Origin of the sequence: Frankia sp. AiPa1, assembly GCF_023243075.1 — a bacterium.
GTDB lineage: Bacteria > Actinomycetota > Actinomycetes > Frankiales > Frankiaceae > Frankia.
Genome location: NZ_JALKFZ020000142.1, coordinates 134,464 through 158,365, shown reverse-complemented (window position 1 = coordinate 158,365; position 23,902 = coordinate 134,464). Strand labels below are relative to the sequence as shown.

Annotated in this window: 20 protein-coding genes; 12 read left to right on the top strand and 8 right to left on the bottom strand. The window is 71.1% G+C overall.

The features are described from left to right. Positions 1 to 406 precede the first annotated feature (406 nt). The gene (gene serC, locus MXD95_RS16400) at positions 407 to 1,555 is read right to left on the bottom strand and encodes a phosphoserine transaminase (RefSeq protein ID WP_250641488.1); all 1,149 of its coding nucleotides are present in this window, start codon (positions 1,553 to 1,555) and stop codon (positions 407 to 409) included. Then, positions 1,548 to 2,657 (bottom strand): citrate synthase 2, encoded by a 1,110-nt coding sequence (locus MXD95_RS16395; protein WP_250641487.1) that lies wholly within the window; start codon positions 2,655 to 2,657, stop codon positions 1,548 to 1,550. Before MXD95_RS16395 ends, serC begins: the two co-directional genes overlap by 8 nt. Positions 2,658 to 3,612: 955 nt before the next feature. Between MXD95_RS16395 and MXD95_RS16390 the strand changes: the two genes are divergently transcribed. The 4 genes from MXD95_RS16390 (at position 3,613) to MXD95_RS16375 (ending at position 6,905) form a co-directional block, all read left to right on the top strand. After that, a complete protein-coding gene (locus MXD95_RS16390) occupies positions 3,613 to 3,999 on the top strand; it encodes a toll/interleukin-1 receptor domain-containing protein (protein WP_250641486.1) in 387 nt (128 codons plus the stop codon). Between the two features lie 97 nt (positions 4,000 to 4,096). Beyond that, entirely contained in the window at positions 4,097 to 4,831 is a 735-nt protein-coding gene (pdxH, locus tag MXD95_RS16385) for a pyridoxamine 5'-phosphate oxidase (RefSeq protein ID WP_250641485.1), read from the top strand. 380 nt (positions 4,832 to 5,211) lie between these two features. Further along, the gene (locus MXD95_RS16380; protein ID WP_250641484.1) at positions 5,212 to 6,030 is read left to right on the top strand and encodes a hypothetical protein; all 819 of its coding nucleotides are present in this window, start codon (positions 5,212 to 5,214) and stop codon (positions 6,028 to 6,030) included. 110 nt (positions 6,031 to 6,140) lie between these two features. Beyond that, on the top strand, positions 6,141 to 6,905 hold the full coding sequence (locus MXD95_RS16375; RefSeq protein WP_518455780.1) for a L,D-transpeptidase: 765 nt from the start codon (positions 6,141 to 6,143) through the stop codon (positions 6,903 to 6,905). A gap of 211 nt (positions 6,906 to 7,116) precedes the next feature. On the opposite strand, the gene MXD95_RS16370 is transcribed toward MXD95_RS16375, so the two are convergent. Then, positions 7,117 to 8,520, bottom strand: a complete 1,404-nt coding sequence (locus MXD95_RS16370; RefSeq protein WP_250641483.1) for a cryptochrome/photolyase family protein — start codon at positions 8,518 to 8,520, stop codon at positions 7,117 to 7,119. 224 nt (positions 8,521 to 8,744) lie between these two features. Here MXD95_RS16370 and MXD95_RS16365 point away from each other — a divergent pair, with 224 nt between their 5' ends. Next, positions 8,745 to 9,155 carry a hypothetical protein gene (locus MXD95_RS16365; RefSeq protein ID WP_250641482.1) on the top strand — a complete coding sequence of 137 codons (411 nt, stop codon included), beginning with the start codon at positions 8,745 to 8,747 and terminating at the stop codon, positions 9,153 to 9,155. 222 nt (positions 9,156 to 9,377) lie between these two features. After that, a complete protein-coding gene (locus tag MXD95_RS16360) occupies positions 9,378 to 10,259 on the top strand; it encodes a CE1 family esterase (protein WP_308301506.1) in 882 nt (293 codons plus the stop codon). A 73-nt stretch (positions 10,260 to 10,332) separates the two neighbouring features. Here the strand turns inward: MXD95_RS16360 and MXD95_RS16355 are convergent, their stop codons facing one another. Continuing rightward, positions 10,333 to 11,409: an LpqN/LpqT family lipoprotein gene (locus MXD95_RS16355; RefSeq protein ID WP_250641480.1), complete on the bottom strand. Its 1,077-nt coding sequence runs from the start codon at positions 11,407 to 11,409 to the stop codon at positions 10,333 to 10,335. Positions 11,410 to 12,762: 1,353 nt separating this feature from the next. Between MXD95_RS16355 and mscL the strand changes: the two genes are divergently transcribed. From mscL to MXD95_RS16340, 3 genes are all read left to right on the top strand, one after another. After that, a complete protein-coding gene (gene mscL, locus MXD95_RS16350; protein ID WP_250641479.1) occupies positions 12,763 to 13,158 on the top strand; it encodes a large conductance mechanosensitive channel protein MscL in 396 nt (131 codons plus the stop codon). Positions 13,159 to 13,346: 188 nt separating this feature from the next. Then, entirely contained in the window at positions 13,347 to 15,107 is a 1,761-nt protein-coding gene (locus tag MXD95_RS16345) for a S1C family serine protease (protein ID WP_250641478.1), read from the top strand. A gap of 412 nt (positions 15,108 to 15,519) precedes the next feature. Further along, complete coding sequence (locus tag MXD95_RS16340; protein ID WP_250641510.1) at positions 15,520 to 17,172, top strand: RNA polymerase subunit sigma-24; 1,653 nt, start codon at positions 15,520 to 15,522, stop codon at positions 17,170 to 17,172. Positions 17,173 to 17,327: 155 nt separating this feature from the next. Here the strand turns inward: MXD95_RS16340 and MXD95_RS16335 are convergent, their stop codons facing one another. The 3 genes from MXD95_RS16335 to MXD95_RS16325 all read right to left on the bottom strand — a co-directional run bounded on the left by MXD95_RS16335 (position 17,328) and on the right by MXD95_RS16325 (position 20,666). Next, positions 17,328 to 19,037: a copper resistance CopC/CopD family protein gene (locus tag MXD95_RS16335; protein ID WP_250641477.1), complete on the bottom strand. Its 1,710-nt coding sequence runs from the start codon at positions 19,035 to 19,037 to the stop codon at positions 17,328 to 17,330. Positions 19,038 to 19,043: 6 nt separating this feature from the next. Then, positions 19,044 to 19,808, bottom strand: a complete 765-nt coding sequence (locus tag MXD95_RS16330; protein ID WP_250641476.1) for a YcnI family copper-binding membrane protein — start codon at positions 19,806 to 19,808, stop codon at positions 19,044 to 19,046. Between the two features lie 201 nt (positions 19,809 to 20,009). Then, positions 20,010 to 20,666 carry a hypothetical protein gene (locus MXD95_RS16325; protein ID WP_250641475.1) on the bottom strand — a complete coding sequence of 219 codons (657 nt, stop codon included), beginning with the start codon at positions 20,664 to 20,666 and terminating at the stop codon, positions 20,010 to 20,012. 282 nt (positions 20,667 to 20,948) lie between these two features. Between MXD95_RS16325 and MXD95_RS16320 the strand changes: the two genes are divergently transcribed. Both MXD95_RS16320 and MXD95_RS16315 read left to right on the top strand, forming a co-directional pair. Next, positions 20,949 to 21,593 carry a response regulator gene (locus tag MXD95_RS16320; protein ID WP_250641474.1) on the top strand — a complete coding sequence of 215 codons (645 nt, stop codon included), beginning with the start codon at positions 20,949 to 20,951 and terminating at the stop codon, positions 21,591 to 21,593. Between the two features lie 152 nt (positions 21,594 to 21,745). Continuing rightward, positions 21,746 to 22,096: a hypothetical protein gene (locus tag MXD95_RS16315; RefSeq protein WP_250641473.1), complete on the top strand. Its 351-nt coding sequence runs from the start codon at positions 21,746 to 21,748 to the stop codon at positions 22,094 to 22,096. 305 nt (positions 22,097 to 22,401) lie between these two features. Here the strand turns inward: MXD95_RS16315 and MXD95_RS16310 are convergent, their stop codons facing one another. Beyond that, positions 22,402 to 22,737 (bottom strand): type II toxin-antitoxin system VapB family antitoxin, encoded by a 336-nt coding sequence (locus MXD95_RS16310; protein ID WP_250641472.1) that lies wholly within the window; start codon positions 22,735 to 22,737, stop codon positions 22,402 to 22,404. Between the two features lie 209 nt (positions 22,738 to 22,946). Here MXD95_RS16310 and MXD95_RS16305 point away from each other — a divergent pair, with 209 nt between their 5' ends. After that, a complete protein-coding gene (locus MXD95_RS16305; RefSeq protein WP_308301505.1) occupies positions 22,947 to 23,795 on the top strand; it encodes a DUF2470 domain-containing protein in 849 nt (282 codons plus the stop codon). Positions 23,796 to 23,902 lie beyond the last annotated feature (107 nt).

The window sequence follows — 23,902 nt, the reverse complement described above, 5'->3', positions numbered from 1 at the left end:
ATTGTTTTTTAGCCGCCCATAATACCCAAACCCGGGGGAAGATTTAAATAATGAACAAAGGGGGGGGGGGGGGGGGCGCGCACCCCCCCCCCCCCCCCCCCCCCCCACAGCGTTTCCCCGTCCACGAAGCGCCAGGTGAGCGCACCGCAGCAGTATGATCGAAGCAGTTACGAACCAGCCTCAAGCCAAGTTCGCAGACTTTGGGCTCGAAACTGCTGCCAAAGGGACCTCTGCCTCTGACTGCTCGCCGGGGACGCGGGGGCCGAATCCGTCCAGCTCGGTGGCGGCGCTGGTAGACCAGCTGGCTGGCCGGGCCAGCGGGCCGGGGAGAACGTAAGGAGATCCCGACCCGCCGACTGGACACTCGGCGTGGTCCCGCGGTGGCCGAGCAGAATCGTCTGAGCCGCTACAGGCGCTCCACCACGTGGTCGATGGCGGCCGTCAGCAGCTCGACGTCGGCGGGGTCGATGGCGGGGAAGCAGGCGACGCGGAGCTGGTTGCGGCCGAGCTTGCGGTAGGGCTCGACGTCGACGATGCCGTTCGCGCGCAGCACCCTCGCGACGGCCGCCGCGTCCACACCGTCGAAGTCGATGGTGACGACGACCTGCGAGCGATGCGTCGGATCGGCGACGAACGGTGTTGTGTAGGGCATCTTCTCGGCCCAGGTGTAGAGGATCGACGAGGACTCGGCGGTGCGCCGCACGCACCAGTCGAGGCCGCCCTGGGCGAGCATCCACTCAATCTGGTCGGCGAACAGGAACAGCGTCGCCACCGCGGGGGTGTTGTACGTCTGGTCCTTGGCGCTGTTGTCGCGGGCCGCGGTCAGGTCGAGGAACGGCGGGATCCAGCGGTCGGTCGCGGCGATCTCGGCCAGGCGGTCGAGGGCCGCAGGGGAGAACAGGGCCGTCCACAGGCCGCCGTCGGACGCGAAGTTCTTCTGCGGGGCGAAGTAGTAGACGTCGGCCTCGCTGGGGTCGACGGGCAGGCCACCGGCCCCGGAGGTCGCGTCGACCAGATGCAGCGCATCCGGGTCGGCCCCCACCGGGCGGCGCACCGGGCGGGCGACACCGGTCGAGGTCTCGTTGTGCGGGGTGGCGTAGACGTCGATGCCGGCCTCGGGCGCCCAGTCGGCGAAGGTGCCGGGCGTCGCCGCCACCACGGACGGGTCGGCCAGGAACGGCGCGCCCTTCGTCGTCTCGGCGAACTTGCCGCCGAACTCACCGAACACCAGGTGCTGCGAGCGCCGACGCACGAGGTTGAACGCGGCCGCGTCCCAGAACGCGGTGGCGCCGCCGATACCGAGCAGGACCTCGTACCCGTCAGGCAACGAGAACAGCTCGGCGAGGCCGGCCCGCACCCGTCCGACCAGGCCCTGCACCGGCTTCTGCCGGTGGGACGTGCCCAGGTAGATCGATCCGCTGGCCGCGAGCGCCGCCACCGCCTCCGGGCGGATCTTCGAGGGTCCGCAGCCGAACCGCCCGTCGGCCGGCAGCAGGTTCGGTGGCAGCTCGATGGCCGGTGCGGCCCGGGCGGCCGGAGCGGGGGCATCACCCACGAGGTACCGCCGGGTGGACATCGCCGAGCGGGCGTGGGGCCGGACCGACATACCGGGCGGAGGGACGAATAAGCCGACCTGTCCGCCGCTGTTCCAGGATGTGGGCGCTCCAGCCAGCCGTGCGGGCGCAGGTGAACATGGACGTGAACATATGAGCCGGGACCTCGGCGAAGTCCAGCACCACGGCCGACCAGAACTCGACGTTCGTGCGCAGCGGGCGGTCGGGGAACCGGTTGGTCAGCTCCTCGATCGCGGCGGCCTCGAGCGCCTCGGCCACCTCGTAGCGGGTGGCGCCAAGGTCACGGGCGGTGCGGCGCAGCACCCGGGCCCGCGGGTCCTCCGCGCGGTAGACCCGGTGGCCGAAGCCCATCAGCCGCTCCTTGCGGTCCAGCGCCCGGCGGACGTAGCCCAACGGGTCGCCGGTGCGCTCGACCTCGTCGAGCATGGCCAGCACCCGGGACGGCGCGCCGCCGTGCAGCGGGCCGGACAGCGCACCCACCGCCGCCGACAGCGCCGCGGACGCGTCCGCACCAGTCGAGGCGACGACCCGGGCGGTAAACGTGGATGCGTTCATGCCGTGCTCCGCCGCCGACACCCAGTAGGCGTCGATCGCCTGGACATGCTTCGGGTCCGGCTCGCCTCGCCAACGGATCATGAATCGTTCCGTTATCGTCCGGGCCCGGTCCACCTCCTTCTGCGGCACGGCGGGCTGGCCGAGGCCACGCGCGGACTGCGCGACGAACGACAGTGCCACCACCGACGCCCGGGCCAGGTCCTCCCTCGTCTGTTCCGGCGTGATGTCAATCAGCTGCCCGAACCCCCAGTACGGCGCGAGCATCGCCAGGGCACTCTGGACATCCACCCGGATGTCACCCGAGTGCACCGGCACCGGGAACGGCTCGGCCGGCGGCAGGCCGGGTTCGAAGGCTCCGTCGACCAGCAGGCCCCATACGTGACCGTAGTCCACCTTGCCGACAAGCTCCTCGATGTCGACGCCGCGGTACCGCAGCGCGCTGCCTTCCTTGTCAGGCTCGGCGATCTCCGTCTCGAAGGCGATCACGCCTTCGAGACCCGGCTTGAAATCGCTTGTCTTCTCGGCCATCGAGTCCGGATCTCCGCTTCTGTCTTGGGTTCGACGTGCGTGGGTGTCGACCGTTTCGACCGACCAGTGGTTCGACCGACGAACAGCGCACCCGGCAACGGATGGAGCCACGGCCCGGCCGGGCGCTGTCCCGTCGGTCCCGCTCCATCCGATCCTGCCCCCCGTCATCCAGACGCGCCAGAGCGTCGACCCCGACCGGTCATCGACCTGCCGCTCCCCGCCACCGCGGTGGGCCTCGTGCGGCCGCCGCGGCGATCTCCGCGCCACCAACCGGCGATCGGCCCGGGACAATGCGTCACCGCCCTGCGGGCGGATCCCCCATCAGCGCGACCACCGCATCATGACAACGAGAGAGATCCAAGTCACTTTAGGTAGCCGATTGCCGGGTACATCGGTTATTTCGTTAAACGATCGCATTTGACCCTATTCGACGCCCTTGGCATCGGCCTGCCACTGGAAGCGGTACATGGGCGTTCGCGCCGATTCGGCACGCGCTACGGTCGGAGCAATGCGCCTACAGCACCTACAGCACCTGACGCATCGGCGCCTTCCGGCGTATTGGCAGCTCACCGGTATTCGAGACGCTCCATCGTGTGGGAAACTCGGACATTCGGCGCACGAACGACCGGATGGCCCGGCGGGCGGGCTCTGGATCCCAGGGCTCCGTCCACGTCCAGCAGCACTGGCGCACGGCCGGATTCCCCGTACCGCCAGAGCGGCGGCTCGCCATGGTGAGCCCACGCGGATGAGGCGTGGGGGGCGCGAGACAACGTCGAGCGCGAGTCGCCGGATACGCGATGTGTCAGGGGCCTGCGCTCCAACGCCAGGGGCGTGCGCCACCGAGGAAGGGTCGCCCAGGGTGCGGGCGCCGGGTTTCGGTGGCGCCACAGGCGGCCGTCCCGCCGACAGCGGGGATGCCAGATAGTCATATCGGTACGAAGGCCACGGGGAGATCATGGCAGCCGTCTTCATCAGTCACCGTGCGGCGGACGTCGCCACCGCCGCTCGCCTGGGGCGGGCCGTCCACGCCGTGGGCCATGCGGTGCACCTCGACCGGTGGGAAATCCGCATCGGTGACACCGTGCCCATGTTCATGAACGAAGCCCTGGCCGCGGCGAACTTTCTCGTGCTCGGCCATTCGACCCTCGGAATTCACGCACCCTGGGTCGCCCAGGAGTTTCTCCCGGAACTCGCTACCGAACTCGGACATCGCGGAATCGAGTTTCTGCCCGCCATCCTGTCCGGAACTGATGCTCCGGTTCGGCTCGGCGGACGCCCCTGCACCGACCTGACCACCGACTGGGAGCGCGGCGTCGCGGCCATCCTGCGCGAGCTGAACTGAGGCTCCCCCGGCCGCACGGCCGAGGGCACTCGCCACCGCCCGCGCCCAGCGGCCGACCATCAGCGGCCGATCGGGCTGAGCTGGCACGATCCGAGGAGTGTCCAGCTCCCCACACCCTGACATTGGATCGCCAGCCGGCGACAGCGCACCACCGAACCTCGCCGGGCTACGCCGGTCCTACGCGAGTGACGGCCTCGACGTCCGCCAGCTCGCGCCGACCTGGACGGAGCAGTTCGCCCGCTGGTTCGCGGACGCGGTCGGCGCCGCCCGTGGCGACAACCCGCCCAGCCGACCAAGTGCCGTTGCCGAGGCGAACGCGGCCGTCCTGGCCACCGCGTCGGCCGCCGGCCGACCCAGCGCCCGCACTGTACTGATCAAGGCGTTCGACCACCGGGGCCTCGTGGTGTACACGAACTACGGCTCCCGCAAAGCGCGGGAAAGCGCCGAGAACCCGTACGGGTCCCTCGTCCTTCCCTGGTACGCGCTGCAGCGCCAGGTCGTGGTCGTCGGGTCGATCGAGCGCGTCAGCCGGGTGGAGACCGAGCGTTATTTCACCTCTCGTCCCAGGGGCTCTCAGCTCGGCGCCTGGGCGAGTCATCAGTCCGAGATCATTGATTCCCGCGCCAGGCTTGACGACCGGGCCGCGCGTCTCGCCGAGCGGTGGCCGGTCGGCACCCCCGTGCCGACCCCCTCGTTCTGGGGCGGACTGCGGCTTGTCCCGGAAACCGTCGAATTCTGGCAAGGTCGCTCCGACCGCCTGCACGACCGCCTGCGCTACCGCCGGACCAGCGACGATCCGGAGCGCTGGATCATCGAGCGGCTGTCACCCTGACCGCGGCGCCGATTCCGCTCCGTCCAGGTCGGCACCTCTCGCCTCCCGTCCAGTCTGGCGACACCGACTCGCGAATGACGCGACTCGCGGATCAGTCCGCGTACGGACGCACCCGCGCGGGGGGCGGCGGACCGGTACGTTCTTCGCCCAACGGTCACGCTACGCCAGACCCGACGGTATGCGGACTGCTGAGATGTTGCTACCTTCTCCACGATCACGCATTCCGCGCGATCAGACATTTTCGTCCGATGAGACCTGCCGGTCAGACGTTGGCGTCCTACTCGGCCGGACCATCGGTCCGGCGCAGGCGTCCGGGCCGTGGTGTCCACCGCCGGGCCTGTCCAACCGGCAGATCCGGCAGATGTCGAGGAGACGGATTCATGCGCAGCACCGGAACGCGGGCCGTGGTGGCCGGCTTCCTCGGCATGGCGGCGATCATGCTGGCGACACCGGCTGCCGTGGCCAGCCCGACGGCCACCGGGTCGACGCCGACGGAGTCCACCGCCGGAGCATCAAGCCCGTCCGCGACCCCGTCGACCGTCGCTGCCACGACCGCCACCCTTGGCGCCGCCACCGGTGCGCCGGACGCCGAGACGACAGCAAGCGCCTCCCCCGACGCATCGACGACGACCCCCGCCGTTGCTGGGCTTACCCCAGACAGCACTGCCACCACCAGCGCCGACGCGACCCCGCTCGGCCCCCCGGAGGCGTCCGCGACGCCGAGCGCCACCGCATCGTCGACTGGGGCCGCCTCCACCGGAGACGAGAACCTCGACCATTTCCTCGATCTGCTTCCCTTCCGGGTGCCGTTCGACAAGGAGATCAACGGCATCGAGGACATTGACGTCAACCCGCTGGTCCTGACGTTCACCTGCACCGACGGGCTGCCGTCCTGGCAGCTGCGCAACGCCTCGGACAAGAGCTTCGGATTCGGCTGGTTCGACACGAACCTCGGCGGCGGCATCCTGGACATCGGCCCGCAGCAGACGATCCCGCTGACCTCGAAGGCCCTGGCAGTGATCGGCTCGCCCTGGGACGCGGAGACGAAGGAACTCCTCGTGGCCGTCCCGACGATCGGCGTGTCGAACTGCGGCGGGGCGACGGCGACGCTTCCCGCTGCCGCGCTACCGGCGGCTCTGCCCGCGGCAGCCCCAGCCGCGGCCGGGGCGGTCCAGGCCGAGCCCTACTACACGGGATGAACGCGCCGCTGGCCACGAGTCGACCCGCGACGGCGATGCGCGCGGCGAACGTGCGCGACGCCGTTCGGCGCATGGGAGTCACGCCGACAGCACTCATGCGCACGGCGGTCATGCGCACAGCGGTCATGCGGACGGTCGCGATCATCGGAGTCCTGCTGGTCGGACTGATCGGGCTTGCCGGCTGTGGTGGTGGCGGGGACCGCAGCCAGGCCGCTGCCACGAACCTCTCTCCGCAGGTCCGCAACCAGCTTGCCGCTGTCGCCGGGATCGGGCAGGGGCACAGCACGGTCGTGACGGCCTCCGGAACCAGCGTGGACATCTACAGCGCGCCGACCGACACCCAGCCCTCATCCACGCTGGCGAGCCCCAACCAGAACGGGGTCAAGCGGGTCTTTCTGGTTCAGGCGAAGATGCCGGGCTGGTGGCAGGTCCTGCTGCCGGTCGCCCCCAACGGCAGCACCGGGTGGGTCCGCTCCGACCAGGTGACCGCCTCCGAAACGCCGTACCGGATCGTGGTCTCCCGCGGTCGTCACACGTTGCAGGTGTTGCGCGATGGCGGCGTGATAGCCGTGGAGCCGGTGGCGATCGGCACCTCCGACACGCCGACCCCCGGCGGTCGCTTCTATCTCATGGAGCTGCTCCAGCCCCGCAATCCCAAGGGTGCCTATGGGCCGTACGCCTTCGGCCTCAGCGGCTTCTCGACGTCCATGAGCTCGTTCGACGGCCACGATCCGGTGATCGGCATCCACGGCACCAACGAGCCCAGGCTGATCGGCAAGGACGTCAGCCACGGCTGCATCAGAATGAACAATGACGCCATCACGCGCCTGGCCCAGACGGTTCCCCTCGGCACCCCCGTCGACATCGCCGCCTGACAGTCGCCGCAGAACGTGGCGCGCCACGCGTGAGTTGCCCTCCACATCCCACGCGGGCGCGACCACCTCCGGCGGAGCCCGTCACTTCTCCGCCGGGCTTGGAGCGGGAGATCCCTGCCCTCGTACTCCCTGCCCAGGTACAAGCGTCGCCAATCATCACGACTCAGATCCTTAAGACGGGATAGTTGGTCTGTCGGATTACCGACATGCGTCATCGGGGGGTCCTTGGGGTTCGGGCGGCTTCGTGGCGGGCGAGGGCCTCGCGTCGTTCGGCGGCATGATCCACAACCGGCTCCGGATACCCGGCGGGCGGGCCGTCCGGCAGTGTCCACGGTTCGTGCACCTTCGCGCGCGGCACGTCCCGCAACTGCGGAATCCATCGGCGCACGTAGGTTCCGTCCGGGTCATAGGTACGCCCCTGGGCGACCGGGTTGAAAACCCGGAAGTACGGCGCGGCGTCCGTGCCGGTGCCGGCCGTCCACTGCCAGCCATGATTGTTGGAGGCGAGATCTCCGTCGACCAGACGCTCGAGAAACCACCGGGCGCCGTGCGTCCAGTGCACGTGCAGGTCCTTGCAGACAAAGGACGCCTCGATCATGCGGACCCGGTTGGGCAGCCAGCCTTCGGCGAGCAGCTGGCGCATGCCGGCGTCGACGATCGGGAAGCCCGTCCTGCCCCATTTCCAGGCCTCGAAGGTCCGGCCGGGGCGGGCGTAGGACATCGCCGCGAGAGTGTCGGTGAGGTCCTCGCGAGCGGACTGTGGGTTGGCCGCGAGGACGTCGGCATAGAACTCCCGCCAGGCCAGCTCCGTCCGGAACCTCTCCACATCCCGGGCGTTATGGGAGCCGCCGCCCTCGGCCTGGGCGAGCACGGCGAGGATCGTGCGGGGATGCAGGCAGCCGTACTTCAGGTAGGGAGACAGCCGCGAGGTGGTGTCCTCGCCCGGCACATCTCGGCGCTCGGCGTAGCCGGTGAGCGAACCGGCGAGGAAATCGTCGAGCCGCTGGTGGGCGGCAGTCTCGCCGGCAGGAGGCAACCGGACGTCGCCGAGGTCCGGGTCGTCCGGGATGCCGTCGCCGGACCAGGCGGCCCAGCGGGTACCGGCGGGTTCCGGCACGGGCGCACGCCAGCCATGGGCGGCCCAGGCCCGGGAGAAGGGGGTGAACACGCGAAAGGGCGTACCGGAGGCGGTGCGCAGACGGCCCGGCGTGACCGCGTACGGGGAGCCGGTGGCCACCAGCTCCCGGCCGTCGGACTCCAGCACCCGCCGCACGGCGTCGTCGCGGCGTCGCCCATATGGGCCGTGATCGGCGGCGATGTGCACCCGCCGGGCATCGACGGCCGAAGCCACCTCCGGGACGATCCGGGCCGGATCACCGACCCGCACGCACAGGCGGCCGGACAGGCTCTCGTCGAGCTCCCGCAGACAGCGGTAAAGGAAGGCGAGGCGGACCGCGCCGGCTGGCCGGCGCAGCGCGTCGTCCAGCACGAACAGGACCAGGACCTCGTCGCCGTCCCGGCCGGCGGCGCACAGCGCCGGGTTGTCCCCGAGCCGCAGGTCCCGCCGAAGCCAGCAGACCGACATCGTCATGCGGCCGGAGAGTAGTCCGCTCATCGACGCTCGCACGACAGGGCGCCGTGACCCACCGTCCGCACCTACTCCGCCCGATGGAGGAGCACCCGTGGATGTGCGTTGGGCGAACTACGGCGCGCCCGGCCCGCGCGTGGGGCACTCTGGAAACGGACGGGATGCCGACGGCCGACCGCCGCCCGGAACCATCCACATCGCCCTGACCCGGACACCCGGCACAGCCCAGGAGATCCGCTGGCGATCTCCTCATGACCGATCGTCGCGGCAGCGGCACTATCCACGTCACGAGTGGCGGGCGGAGGGACATCTCGGTGGACCAGCTCTCGGATCTTGAGCGTTCCCGGTTGCTTCTCGGCTGGCTGGCCGCGCGGCGCGCGGTGGACAACTGTCTGTCCGACCTGTTGGCCGCCGGGCCCGCGGGGGAGCGGCGGGTGCGCGAATCACTGGCGCTCGTGGACGACCTCGAAAGTCGAGCCCAGGAGGCGTTCGACCGGTACCGCACCGCGGCGGAGAGCACGCCCCCACCGCCCGCGCGGGTGGCTGGGCGGCGCAACGCGACCGTGCCGCCCGAGCGGCCACGGCTCAATGTGGTCCGCGCCCCCGAAGGTGACCTCGCTCGTAGCAGCTCCAACACGAAGAGTAATCACCGGCACCGCTGACGTCGCTGGGCCGACTGACGGGTGACAATGGCCTGCGTGCCAGCCGTTCGTCGCCACCGGGTCGCCGCGGTCTGGCTCCTTGTCATCCTCGTTCCCGCCCTGCTGGCGGTTACAGGCTGTGGCGCGTTTGGTGGATCACGACGCGGCGGTGTGGCCTCCAGGACCACACCCACTGCCACACCGACAAGCGGGCCTGACGCGTTCGAGCGGTCCGGCCGGGGCATGCCGCTACGGATCACCCTGCCGCCGCCCGGCACGCCCGAGCCCTATCCCCTGATCGTCGCGTTGCACAGCCTGCACTACGACGGCATGGACCCGAAGGCGAACTGGGATCTCGACGGTCTGGCCCACGCCGCCGGGCTCGCCGTCGTCTACCCCGATGGGATCGGCAAGGCGTGGAACGCCGGCACCTGCTGCGACGTCGCCTCCGCCGGCAACGTGGACGACGTCGGCTGGCTGCGCTCGCTGATCGCCCACATCAGTGCGAACTATCCGATCGACCGGGCCCGCGTCAGCCTGGTCGGTCTGTCCAACGGCGGGATGCTCGCCTATCGGTATGCCTGTGAACACGGCGACGAGCTGGCCGGCATCGCGGTCGTCTCGGCCAGCCGGCAGATCACCCAGTGCCATCCGAGCGCGCCGCTGACCGCGGTCGCCATCCACGGTGGCGCGGACCAGCACGTCCCCTATCAGGGAACGCCCTGGTCACCCGTGCTGAACACGGCTATCACACCGGTCGAGGAGAGCCTGGCACCGTTCCGGGCGGAGGACGGCTGCCCCCTACCGAACGCTCCCGGCGACACCGTGCTGACAGACGGGTACGGCGTGCCCTTGACCTCGAACTCCTCGCCGGCCTCCGCGGTCCCCGACGGCGCGGTCACACCCAGTGCGGGCACCACCACGTCGACCGGAGCCGCCTCGGGGCTCGTGGTGTTGCGGCGGGAGGCACAGTGCACGTCAACGGCCCAGGTCGTCGAATACCTCATGCCCACGATGGGGCACGGCTGGCCACCCCGGACCGGCCAGGCCGCCTTCGCCACCGCCGGGGTGATCTGGAATCTGCTCGCGCCGGCACGCTCGGCCCGGCCAGCCCCCCGGATCTGACCACCGGACATCGGACACCGGACCCCTGGACACCGCGCCAGCACCGATGAGAGGAGCTCCGGCCCGCAACCGCTCAGGCCGCCGGAGAGAAGGAGGTGCGCAGCGCTCCCATCAACGCGCTGAGAGTGGCCGACGCGCTCGTGGACACCCTGGCGATCAGAACGTAGACCGCGCCGTTCACCGAGACCGTCCGCATCAGATAGGAGACCCGCTGACCCTCGCGGTCGTATGAGCCGGCGAGTTCCTGGGTCGGCTGGCCGCTGGAGTCGGTTGCCGGGCCGGAGCGTTCCCTGGTCAGCCCGGACACGCCGGTGAACTCGCCCGCCTGCACCGTGTTCAGCGCCGCCGTCGTGTCGGAGCCGTTGACCCGGGCGACCCCGATCATCGTGGGCCCGAACTCGGAGGCGGTGCCGGGCTCGCCATAGAAGACCCCGGTATTGTCCCGACGCTGCTTCCAGACCGGCGGATGGGAGAACGTCGCCTTCACCGTCGGATCGGTCGCCGCCACCCAGTCGGACGGTACTGCCACCTGAGCGACGCCGGACGTGCCCGACGAGGCTGACGAGGCCGCGGAGGTCGGTGTGGCGTTGGCGGCGGGGACCGTGGTGGGCGCTGAGCTCGGCGTGCCCGTACCCGACGCGGCGGTCCGCCCGCTCGGGTGCACCTTCTCCCAGACCACTCCCGCGCCCACCCCGACGCCAAGCGCCACGGTCAGGACCACCAGAGCGACTCCGAGGCGACGCAGGAACGACATCGACTCGCCGGCCGGAGCTGACCGCGCCGCGGCGGAGCGCCCGCCGCGGCGACCACCGAGGACGACGTCGTCCTCGTCCTCGTCGAGCCGGTCGTCCTCGTCGAACCCGTCGTCGGCGAGCCGTCCGTCCTCGTCCCACCGGCCATCGGTGCCGAACCGCCCACCGACGAGAACTCGAGCACCGGTACGGGGGTTCCGGTCGGCGCGGGGACCTCGGCCGTTGCCATCCGACACCCCGTCATAGGCGGACCTGGCACCAGCAGACCGGCCACCGGTGGACCTGCCGTTGTAGGCGGAGCCGGCTGCCGCGGGATCGCCCGGATCGAGGTCGACGCCGGAGCCGGCGCGGTCTCGCCCCATCGCCGCGGTCAACGGGCCGCCTGAACGACGCGCCACCGGAAAGTCACCGCGCGCTCCGCCTCGTCGACCGACAACGGTCATGGACGGGTCCGCGACCGGGTCGGGGCGACGCGCTCCGACCCGTCGCGGATCAGCCTGGCCCGGGCGGCGTCCCTGGCCAGGCTGGTCAGTCCTGCGGCGCGGATCCGGACCGCCGCGCTGGCCCACGCCGCCGCGTGGATCGAGATCGCCGCGCGTGTCCGGACGGTTCTGCCGGTCGGGACGGCCGCCCGGCTGCCGGGAGAACAGCCCGGTGGCTGCCGCGTCCGGGGGTCCTGCGGACCGCCCCCCTGGGCTGCCTCGGCCGCCGGGACCCCCACGGATGGCTTCCGGCGCCGGGCCCAGGCCCCCGCGGGCCGGCCCGTTGCCTTCCCGTCCCCCGCGGGCCGGCCCGTTGCCTTCCCGGCCCGCGCCGCGGCCGGTCCGGTTTGTCCGGCTCCCGGTGGTATCGCCGCGTCGGCCGCCGACGGGCGGAACCAGCGCCCGGCGCACCGACGTCGTGCCGGGACCCGCCAGGCCTTCGGGCGGCGGGCTGGACGGTGGGGGAGCCGGGGACGGTGCGGGCCTGGACGGGGCGAACCGCCCAGAGGGTGGCCCCGATGTCGATGTCGCGGGCGCGGGGAAACCAGGCGGACCGAAACCGGTCAGAGACGGGTCGGATTCGAGCCGCGCGGACCACCCGGAGCTGTCAGCGTCACGGGTGCGGCCGTAGAGCGCGCCCGGCGGCCCATAGCCGTTGTCATCGGGCGGCGCGGCCCCGTAGGACTGCGCCGCGGATCCGGGCCGGTAGCCACCGGGATCGTAGCCACCGGGATCGGCGCGGTAGCCCCCAGGATCAGGGCGGTAGCCACCGGGTTCGGGAGGGCCGCCGTAGCCACCCGCGGGCGGGCTCGGCGGCCCATACCCGGGCTCGGGGTTGTTCGACCGACCGTGGCCCATGTCCGTCGGGGGATGAGGGGAAAGACCGCTGCGGGCATACGGCCTTCCCGGCGGTCCGTCGTCGCCCGGGCGGCGATTAGGAGGCGGACGCTGACTGTCCTCCCAGTCGGCCCGTCGCGCACCGTCCGTCACCAGACGACCTCCGATCCCGAGCCGCTACGCGCATCCGTTCGTCTTATCGGTGTACCACGGATTTGCCGTGGCCTTGCGCGCGCCTAGTTGACAACGGCCCATGAGGGGCATAGAGGCCTGACCGGATACCCTCTTACGTGCGTCGATATCCTCCCATGACACGCCAGCCACCCCGCCACACCAGCAAACCCGCCACACCAGCAAGTGCACGCACGGTGGCCAGCACAGCCACATCACCAAGCGCAGCTACACCGGCAACCTCCTGGGGGGAGAAGCACAGTGAAGGGCTTCAAGCAGTTCCTGATGCGAGGGAACGTGGTCGACCTGGCGGTCGCCGTGGTCGTCGGCACGGCGTTCACCGCAGTCGTCACGTCGCTGGTCGCGAACATCTTCACGCCGCTGATCGCCGCGATCTTTGGCAAGCCGGCCTTCGCCGATCTCACCTTCAAGATCAACGGCAGCGTCTTCCACTACGGCGCGTTCATCAACAGCGTCATCGCCTTTCTCTCCATCGCGACCGTGATCTACTTCGTCGTGGTCCTCCCCCTGAAGACCCTCAACGAGCGCCGTGCCCGCGGCCAGGTCACCCTCGAGGAGGACCCGGTCCTGACGGACGAAGCCCGGCTCCTCACCGAAATCCGTGATCTACTGGCAGGGCGTCGCGCCGGCGCCTGACCCGGCCAGTCCGGCACGGGCACGTCCACCAGTACGGGCGGGTTTCCCCCGCCCAACACGGACGGCTGCGCCCGGCACAAGCTCGGCTTCACCACGCACGACCCGCCGGCTGCGACGTGAGCACTCGCTAATCCGAACGTTGGTCGGCATTCAGGTATCGCTCAGGCTCGCAAGGGAAAGTGCCAACCATGACACCGCGTCCCCCCTTCAGCGACGACGCCGATGACGCCCACGCGGGTGACGGCCGGGAGGGGTCCGGCGCCGGACACGACTCGCCGTCCCCCTGGGCCCCACCCGCCCCGGGCAGGTACGGGTCACAGGCCGAGCAGCCTCCTCCGACCGGCCCCGGCAACCTCCCGCCCGATCGCCCGATCGCACCCCAGCCCGGTGGGCCCTACGGCACGGTGCCGGGCTCGGTGCCGGGCTCGGTGCCGGGCTCGGTGCCGCCGAGTGGTTCCTACCCGCCCCCGGTCGGCCCGTCGACCGGGGGCTGGGGAGCGCCCTCCGGCTCCGGCGCCCCCGGCCCGTACCCACCGGGCCCTCCGGGCCAGGCCGCGCCGCTTCCCCCCGTTCCCGGCGCCGGGCCGGGCGGGCCGGCTGGACCGGGTGGCGGTCCGTATGGGCCTGCGCCCGGAGGCTCGGCGGGCAGCGGCACGCCGTGGACTGGTCCGTGGGGTTCCGCGAACACCGGCGGAGGTTACCCCCCCACCGGGCAGCTTCCCGTCGGTGAGCAGGGGCCCCCGTCCGGGCCGCTGGGCGCCCAGGGTGGACGGCTCGGATTCTCGTCCGGGGGTCCGTCGGGTGGTGTGGCGTTGCGGCGTCGCCGGCTCGTGGCCGCGGGCCTCGCGGTCGCGTTGGTCTCGGCCGGGGTGGGCGGCGCGGTCGGGGCTCTGGTCGCGGGAGATGACGGCAGCAAGACGGTCGTGTCCACCGCTGGCCTGGAGCGCAGTACCTCCACCGTGCCTGGAACCTCCCCCGCGGCCTCGGACACGGTCGCGGCGGCCGCGAAGAAGATCCTGCCAAGCGTGGTCACCATCTCCGAGGAGTCCAGCAGCGAGTCCGGCACCGGCTCCGGGACAATCATCCGCGCGGATGGTCACATCCTGACGAACAACCATGTCGTCTCCGGTGCCGCGGGCGGCGGATCCCTGACGGTCACCCTGCAGGACGGCCGTACCTTCACCGCCAAGGTGGTGGCCACGGACCCGAGCTCCGACCTGGCCGTCATCAAGATCGATGCTCCGGCGCTGACGGCGGCGACGTTCGGCGACTCCGATGCCCTGAGCATCGGCGAGCTCGTCGTCGCGGTCGGCAGCCCGCTCGGCCTGAACGGAACGGTGACCTCCGGCATCGTCAGCGCCCTGCATCGTCCCGTGCGCACCGGCGACTCGACCGTGCAGGATCAGCAGAACACGGTCCTCGACGCGATCCAGACCGACGCACCGATCAACCCCGGCAACTCCGGCGGACCTCTCGTCAACAGCCGCGGCGAGATCATCGGTGTGAACAGCGCGATCGCGACGGTGGGCGGCGGCGGAAGCAGCCCGTTCGGTGGCACCCAGCAGTCCGGCAACATCGGTGTCGGCTTCGCCATCCCCGGCGACTACGCCGAGTCGGTCGCCACCCAGCTGATCACTGCCGGCCGTGCGCAGCACCCCTATCTCGGGGTTTCGGCCTCCACCGCGGACGAGAACACCCGCTCGACGGCGGCCAGCGGCACCGGCGCCCAGATCCGCAGCATGGTCTCGGGTGGACCCGCGCAGAGCGCGGGGTTGCGGGTCGGCGACGTGATCACCAAGCTCGGCGACCGGTCCGTCTCCGACGTCGACTCCCTGATCGCGGCCGTGCGCTCGCACGCCATCGGGGACGAGGTCGACGTGACCTACAGCCGCGATGGCAAGACCGTGACCACCAGGGCGAAGTTGGCCCTGCAGCCGGCGACCTCCTGACCGGGCCGACCGGTGCCGTCCGGTTTCACCACCGGACATACCGACATCGAAGCAATCGTGGTGCGATCCGGCGCAGAGGAACGAAAGGCCGAGGCTGTTCGGAAGGCCCGCCCGCGCCGGATTCACGAGGCAAATCCTCTATCTCCACAATGAACTATTTCTTCGCTACCCTTATGACTAGTTCCCTGACGGAGCAGGCCTACATAGCCCGGCAATCATGCCGCGCGATCCCGCAGAAAAAGCCGCAAAAGCGGCGAAAGCGCCAGACCTTTCGCGGTCAAGCGATATGACCTGTCGAATCGACGACAACAAAATCCTCACAACGTTCACCTGTTCACCGGGCCTGCCTCCTAGCATTGAGCTGCACCACTCGATCCAGACCCGCTGCTAGTCCACCGGGAGACACGAGAGCATGGACGACGACGCGGACCTCGTGGCCCGTGTCCGCCGTGGTGATCGGCTGGCGTTCGATGACCTTTATGATCTCTACGCGGACGACGTCTTCTCCATGTGTCTGCTGATCCTCGGAGATCCGACTGTCGCCCGCGCGGCAGCGGGAACGGCCTTCGCCCTGGTGGCCCGCACCCGGCTCAATCCGCTGACCAATCCGGCGGGCCTGCGTTCCTGGCTGCTGGAACTGGCTCGTGGCAGCGCCCTGGCCTGGTCGGGCTCCCCGCAGGCCCGCAGCATTCCGGTGCCGCATGGAGTGCCGCCGGAAGATCTGCTGGTCGGCGCGGTTGTTCCGGCGCCTGCCAGTCTGCGGGTGGGGCTCGCGCGCACCTTCGACCGCGCCGCCACGGTCGCTGAGGCGGCCGCCACCCGACGCATCGCCGAGGCGTCATCCTTTCTGCGCGCCGCCCAGCCACCCGCATCCCCGGCAGCGCGGTCTGTCCCGGGTTCGGCATCCAATGAAGGGTCCCTGCCCGGGGACGCGCGGCCCGGAGAGTCGGAAGAGCCGTCGGCAGCCGTCACCAGCCCGCGCACGCCGAAGCCGGGTGGCGAGGTGAGATCGGCGTCCGAGCCGGAACCGGACGACGCGGCGCGGACCCACGTCGCGCCGGCCCCCGTGCGTGCCCTGCCACTGATGCGGTTCGACGCCGACGGTGACGCCGGGCCCACCGCCGGCGCACGCGCGACGCAGTGGCGGACCCGCCCGGCAATGGCAGCCGCGGCCGTCCTCGCCGTCGCGGCACTCGGACTGACCGCGGCGATGAACTGGCCCGCGAACAAACCACAAATGATGTCAGAATCCGGGATCTCCCTGGTGAGCCCGTCCCCACCCGCGGCCTACGCTCGACCTTCGGTCGCACCCGCCGCACCGAGCAGCCGCGCCCTGAGCGGTGCTTCAGCCCCGACCCCGACGGTGGCCGGCGCCTACACCAGCCGGGCCCATGCCCCAGCCAACCGCGTGCCGCGCATCGTCGAGCCGGTGGCGCGGGACATCCGCCGCACGCCGCATCTCGACCAGCCCGCCGGCGGCACGGCCCATTCCGTGGCAGCCGGCGGCCAGGGTGGTCCCGACGTCTCGTCGCCACCGCCGGACGTGCACACGGTGCGTTCTCCCACGACGACGAAGCCCGCCACATCCGCGCCGACGGCCACGGATCCAGGCGGCACTCCCATCACCCCGACCATCCTGCCGTCGGCCACCCCGCCGACCGCCCCCGCGCCACCCCCCACACCAGGTGGCGGCGGCACCGCCGCGACAGGTGGCGGCACGCCTCCATCAGCCGGCTCCCCCACCACCCCGGACACCACCACCTCTGCCCCGCGTCCCTCCGGCACACCGGCACAGCCCGGTGGGTCGTCACCGTCCGGCGGCATCTCCGCGCCGCCTACCAGCCCATCCTCGGGAACCACACCCGGGGCCGGGACGGGGGCACAGTCGCCGCAGTCCGGCGGCGCCGGATCGAGCGGCATCCGGTCGTCCGGCAGCACCAGCGCGCCGGGCGGCGGGTCCGGAACGGGCTCGGGCTCGGGCTCGGGAGCCAGGACGGGCGGATCCGGCGGGGAGACGACCGCGCCGGCCGATCTCGTCCCCGTCCAGTCGACGATCCTGGTCTGAAACGATCCTGGTCTGAAACGACGCCGCAACATTGTTCCGATCAGGGTAGCCCGAAAGGTCCAGAAGGAACGGAAACCTGCATGGCAACCAGGACGGCAAGAGCCTGACAACGGGCGCCTGGGATCGGTGAGCCGGCTCGGCCCGACCACTGTTGCTCAGTGCACGGTATAGACCATAGTCGTTTCGTATTCGTCGAAGTCGTTCAGTCGCAGGCTCACGGTCAGCTGCCATTTCCCGGACAGCGGAGCCTGCATCTGGTCGCTGTGCGCGTGGCCGACCTCGGCAAGGTTCAGCGGCACTGTGAAAGGCCCGAGGTTCTTCTTCGGCAGGGACAGCTGCGCACGCGCGGCGACCAGCCGCTGCGGTTTCCCGGTGGGTGCGTAGGCGTACACGTCGATGGACTCCGGTCCGATCCGGGTCGGGCCAACCTGGACCTTCACCGTCATCGGGCCGGCAAACGCGGTGCCGTGGAACGGCGGTGCGTAGCTGGTCCGGGCCGGCGCGATGTTCACCAGGGCCGCGGTGAGCCCGAGGACGACCCCGGCCAGCGCCAGCTCGGCGACCACCCCCCGCCGCAACCCGGCCAGCGCCGCGGCACCGGGCAGCGCGCCAGGCTCGGCGGAGGTCCCAGCGCTGTCGGCCGGTTCGTCGGTGCTGACCCGGGCGCGGCCGTAATGCCGACGCACCCACTGGTTCGCCAGCGCCGCGACACCCAGCATGCCCAGCACGAACCAGACCTTGTAGAGGACCATCCGGCCGTAGCTGGTGTCGACGACCGCCGCGAACGAGCCGATCTCCCGCCAGCTCTGCACCAGCCCGCTGAGCACGATCGCGAGCACGGCGCCGAGGGCGAGCCGGGACCACCGCGGCAGTACAGCCCCGATCTCCGCTGCCGACGCGGTCCGCAGCAGCAACAGCGCGATGACCGCCAGACCGCCGAGCCAGACCGACATGCTCAGGACATGCACCGTCAGACTGACCACCGACAGTCCCACCAGGTCACCGGTGCCGCCGTGCCCGATCGCCGCGAGACTCACGGCGACCGCCAGTCCGAGCGCGCCCAGCTCCCCGCGGCGCCACAGGTCGGGCCGACCCATCCGGGCCGCCTGGCGCAGCAGGGGCGCGGCGAGCACAAGTGCGAGGAGCCGGATCAGCAGGAGATGGCCGAACTGCTCGTCCAGCGTCGTCGACAACACCGACCAGTGGACGATCCCGCCGAGACCAAGGCCGGCCGCGTACGGCCCCTGCAAAAGCAGCTGGGCGACGGAGGCCGCGACAGCCAGCCCCCATACCACCGCCAGCAGCCGCCCGCTGCCAGCGGCCCGCAGACCCGCCGGCCACAGCAGGACGAGGAACAGGCAGGCGCCGAGCAGCACGCCGACACCCACATACCCGGCGAACCGGGCCGCGCCGAACAGGAAGCCGACGACGGCGGAGCCGGACGTGGCGCCCTCGGCCCGGGCGGCACCGGCGTCCGGCGGCCCGCCCACCCCGAACGCGAACGCGCCCGACACCGGATGGCTGTCCGCGGAGATGACCCGCCAGCTCACGACATACGTGCCCGCTGGCAAGCCGGAGCGCAGCCGCACCGTCGCCTGCGACGGCCGGTCGCCCGGTCCGGCGTGGCCGAGATCGACCCTGGTCCCGGACCGGTCAAGCACCCGGATCGAGTCTCCAGCCACCCGCACCGACTCGCTGTACGAGAGCACCACCCGCGGCGGCGCGGCCTTCAGCGCCGCGCCGTCGCGGGGATCCGTGCCGGTCAGCAGCGCGTGGGCGGACGCCGCAGTGACGCCGAGCCCCAGCCCCACGGATGTGGTGGCCATGGCGACCAGCGCCACGACCACCACCAGAACCCTACGCATGAACGGTTACGCCTGCCGCCGGGCGGCCCGGATCCCGTAGACCGCGGACAGCGCCCCGGCGAGCACGCCGATGACGATGCCGATGATGCCGAGCGTCCGCGCCGTCGTGTCGTCGTCGCCGTCACCGCCGGTGGCCGCGGCGGCCGGGCTCGCCGAAGCGGACCCGGAGGTCGAGGTGGATCCGGACGAATCGGCGGTGGCCGAGGTGAGCGTGACTGTCGGGGCGGGATGGTCCGGCTCCGGCTGGCCCGCCGCGGCGAGGTCCACCCAGCGCACGACATTCCCGTTCGAGTAGGTCTGCAGGGACTTGAACACGATCGACCCGGCGCCCGTCGGCAGCGGCCCGGCCGACACATCGAACGTGTCGAACTCGCCGGGTTTGATCCCGGCGCTGCCCGGCGCCGCTGTCCAGGTGATTCTGCTGACCACCTCGTCGACCTGACCGTCATCGGTCGTCAACGGCTTCGACGGCTTCGCTTTTGTGATCTTGTAGTCCCAGCCGGCCTTCGGCCGCACCGACACCGAGGCGATCGGGGTGTCGGCGGGGAACTGGACGTCCAGGCCGGTCGTCGAGGCGTTGTCCGCCTCGGTCGGCACCTTGAAGGTCAGGGTGGTGTAGGCGCCGGCGGCCGCCGTCGAGGGCGTGACGGTGACGTGAGCCGACGCCGGCGCAATCGCGATGGCCAGGGTGGCAGCGCCGACTCCGGCCAGGACCGCGGTACGTGAAAAGCCCCGCGAGAATCGGCGTGCCGTGGACAGACCCGAATGCATGAGAAGCCCCTCGGAAAACCCCGCGGCGCACAGCGACGCCCGGGGACGAAAATGGGAAACGCTCAACTGGGACGTCTCCGGAGAGAGAACAGGGCACGGCACGGCACGGCACGCAGCAGCCAGGATGGCAGCAGCCGCATGCTGGCGGAGATGCCACCGCAATGGTCCGCACCGGTCTCCCGGCGCGTTGTCACCCTCCGGTCAGGCCAGGATGGGCGGGCCGCGTCGACGGGCGGCTCGGCCCAGCGGGGACGCGCACGGCCGGGCAGACCGGCAGGCGGAGAGGGCACGCAGGGCCGGCGGCAGAGCCGCAACCCCCGCGGCCACCAGGCCCCAGGACCCGATGATGTGCTCGAACAGGCTGCGGACCAGGCCCATCGGCAGGAGACGCGAGGCGGACCACAGCACTCGCTCCGCCCGGCGCAGCGACAGTGCCACCAGGAGGCCGGCCACCGCATGCGCAAGCAGCATCTGGCTCGCCGGCAGCCCCACGCAGGCCCCCGCTCCAGGCGCCATCGGCATCCCGGCCGCCCCGGTCAGGGCGGTCTGCGCCACGTGGGTGTGCATCATGTCGGCCGGCATCACGTCGGCCTGGGCGGCGCCGGTGTGGGGCTGGGCGAGCAGGAACGCCACATGCAGCGTCAACTGGGCGGCGGTCACCCCGAACATCAGGGCCGCAAAGCCCCGCTCGCGACTGCCGAGACCGAACGCGAGCCTGGTCAGCAGCCCGAAGGCGCCCAGGGTGACCACGAGGCCGGGACGACCAGCCCCGCCCGCGACGTGAGCGATCCAGGAGAGGCTGACCGAAGACGCGGCGAACGCGGCAGCCCGGCCGAGGCGCGCAGTGCCCCCGTTCACCGACCAACCCGTCCCCACAGGGACCAAGCTTGCCATGCTGGTACGACAATCCGCCACACCCCGCGGTGTCGCGCACGTGTCCCCCGTACCGCTGCCCGCTACCGTCTGCCCCAGGACCGTCCGCCGCTCGGTACCGTCTGTGCTGTCACGGGTCCGTCTGCGCCGTCACAGGAACGTCTGCGCCGTCACGCGCATGGCGCGGCCACACGCCGGGCTTGGCCACCGGATCCACAGACCTACCGACCGACGAGCGGACGCCGACCGACGAAGGGCTGGCCGACTGTGCGGGTTGTCATCGCCGAGGATTCGGTACTGCTCCGCGAAGGCCTGCGCCGCCTGCTCACCGACGCCGGCTGCGAGGTGGTTGCGACCGTCGGCGACGGTCCGAGCCTGGTCGAGGCCGTCGTGACGCACCGGCCCGACGTCTCGGTCGTGGACGTCCGAATGCCCCCGTCGCACCGGGACGAGGGGCTGCGGGCGGCGATCGCGGCCCGAGACCAGGTCAGTGGTACTCCGGTGCTGGTGCTCAGCCAGTACGTCGAAAAGCAGTACGCGGCGGAGCTGCTCGCTGACGGTGCGGGTGCGGTCGGCTATCTGCTCAAGGACCGGGTCGCGGACGTCCGGGAGTTCGTCGACGCGGTCCGCCGGGTCGCCTCCGGCGGCACCGTCATGGACCCGGAGGTGGTCGCCCAACTCCTGGTGCGCACCCGGCGGGACGACCCGATGCGCACGCTCACCCCGCGCGAGCGCGAGGTGCTCACCCTGATGGCCGAGGGACGGTCGAACACCGCCATCGCGTCGCATCTGGTGGTGAGCGGCGGCGCGGTGGAGAAGCACATCTCCAATGTCTTCGCGAAACTCGGCCTGGAACAGAGCACGGCGGACCATCGCCGAGTCCTCGCCGTCCTCGCCTATCTACGCGGCTGACGATCGGTCCCCGGACCACCGCTGGCCCGACTTTCGCGGGTCTGACCACCCGCCCACCCGACCTCCGGTGGTTGACTCGACTACCGTTGACCGGCAACGGAGCGAGGGTGGATGGTCACGAGGGTGTCGAAGGACCGTAGGCTGCCGGTTCTGTGAGTCCCATTCTCGCGTCCGGACGAGCGGCGAACATCATTCGTTCTGTGTTGATCCTCGCTGTGCTCGTCCTGCTGATGCGGACGGCTTACCTGATGTGGTTTTTCCACACCCCGGCGTGGACGTCCCGTCCCGGCGAGATCCGGTACTGCGGCGGATGGTATGAGCGCGTCGACGCACCGGACCTGACCCGCGGCGCGGTGGTCAAGACGGCCGGCGGCCGGCTGAAGATGGTGATGCGCTCCCCCGTGTGGCGTCCGATCGTGGCCAACCGGCCGTCATCCGGCTGCCCGCGCTACGTTTTCGCCAAGGTCGGCGACAACGCCTACGTCTCCTACCACGCGAAGTGACCACCGACCGACCCACGTCGGCGACCGCCAGGTCGCATCTCGTGGATCTCCGGCTCGCGGCCGGGTTCACCCGGTGAATCTCGCTGTCCGTGATGGTTGTCGGGGGTGGTGGCGTTGCCGGTGCGCAGGGGTGTCGCTTCTACCGGACAATATGTTCGATTTGCTCCTTCGTAACCCGGTAGAAGCGACACGGAGGTTTTCCGGGGCCGATCCGTCGTCACGCACAGCGGCGGTGAGGAGGGCCGGGATCGGGCGGGAACCGGCCGGTCTGCTGTGATGGACCATCATGATCCGCGAGAAGAACCCTAGTGCGCGGCGGAGGTCTGGGCCGCGTCGCTGAGCCGGGGCCCCGCGTGGACGTAGACCCGGGCGTGGATGGAGGTGCGCTGCTGCAGCGCCGCCCGCACCGCCCGGTGCAGCCCGTCCTCCAGGTAGAGGGCGCCACCCCATTCGATCACGTGGGGGAACAGATCGCCATAGAAGGTCGAGTCATCGTCGAGCAGAACATCAAGCGCAAGCACGCGTTTCGTCGTGACGAGCTGGTCGAGCCGGACCTGGCGTGGGGGTATGGCTGCCCAGTCCCGCTGTCCAAGGCCGTGTTCGGGGTACGGGCGACCGTCTCCCACCAATCTGAAGATCACCGGCACCTCCTCCTCAAGGGCAAGACATCCATCCTCTCCGACAGCCTAGAAGCCCCGCGCCGCCGGGAAGACCCGGGTCGACCCAGAGCGGGGCCGCAGCGACATCGGGACCACATTCGCGCGACCCCCCCGCCCCCAGGGCGGGCCAGTACTTGACCCCCACCCCACCAGGGACTTAAGTAAGCCTAACCTGACGACCTGTGGTTGCGATGGAGGTACTGGTGGGCGGAAACGACCCGGTGAGCGAGAACGGCCGCGTGCGAGTGGATGGCCGCGCGGGCCTGGACGACACGGGAGCGCCCGACGAGATGGCGGAGCTGGCGCGACGCGCCCGGACGGTGCTCGCCAGCGGACGTACCGCGCTGCTCACGTTGCCGTGCGAGCGGGCCCGCGGCTGGGTGGGAATGATCGACGACGGGGGCGAGCCGTTGCTGATGGCCCGTACCGACGGACGCATCGCCCGGGCCGCCCACGGCGGGCGGCGAAGCTGGATCGAGGTCCCCGGGCACCTCGGCGAGCGGCTGATCCTCACCGGCACCCTCCGGGTGGTACCCGGCCCCACCACGCAGATCCTGCGTCGCCTCGCCGACCTGGGCCGCACCATCGACCCGATCGGCGCGGTGTCCGAGGGGCTCGCGATGCTCGCGGTATCGGTGGACGACGTCGTGCTCTGCCTGCCGCCGACCGGCCAGCCCGAGCAGGTGCGCCGCTGGTCGAGTTCGACGGTCGGGCGCCGCATCGACCTGTCCACCTATGCCTTCGCCGAGCCGGACCTCATCGACGCGTACGCGCCGGAGCTGATCGAGCATCTGAACACCCGGCACGCCGACCAGATGCGTCAGCTCGTCAGCAGCTTCGGCGGCCGGCACACGGCCGACCAGGACCTTGCCGGGGCGTACGTCAGCAGCCTGGATCGGTGCGGCATCAACCTGTGGCGGGTCGACGCCACAGGTGCCCACCCGGTGCGGATCCTGTTCGACGAGCCGCTCGGCGAACCGCGCTCGCTCGGTCGGGAGCTGCGCAGCCTGCTCGAGCGTGCCGCCCGCGACGCCACGTGAGCGCGAGACGGGCATCGGCTGCGACACCGGGTCGCGCGGCAGCCGGGCGGTTCCGCGGAACACCTTGATCGACTTCGGCTCCGTCGGCCCCGGGGTCGGCCCCGCGG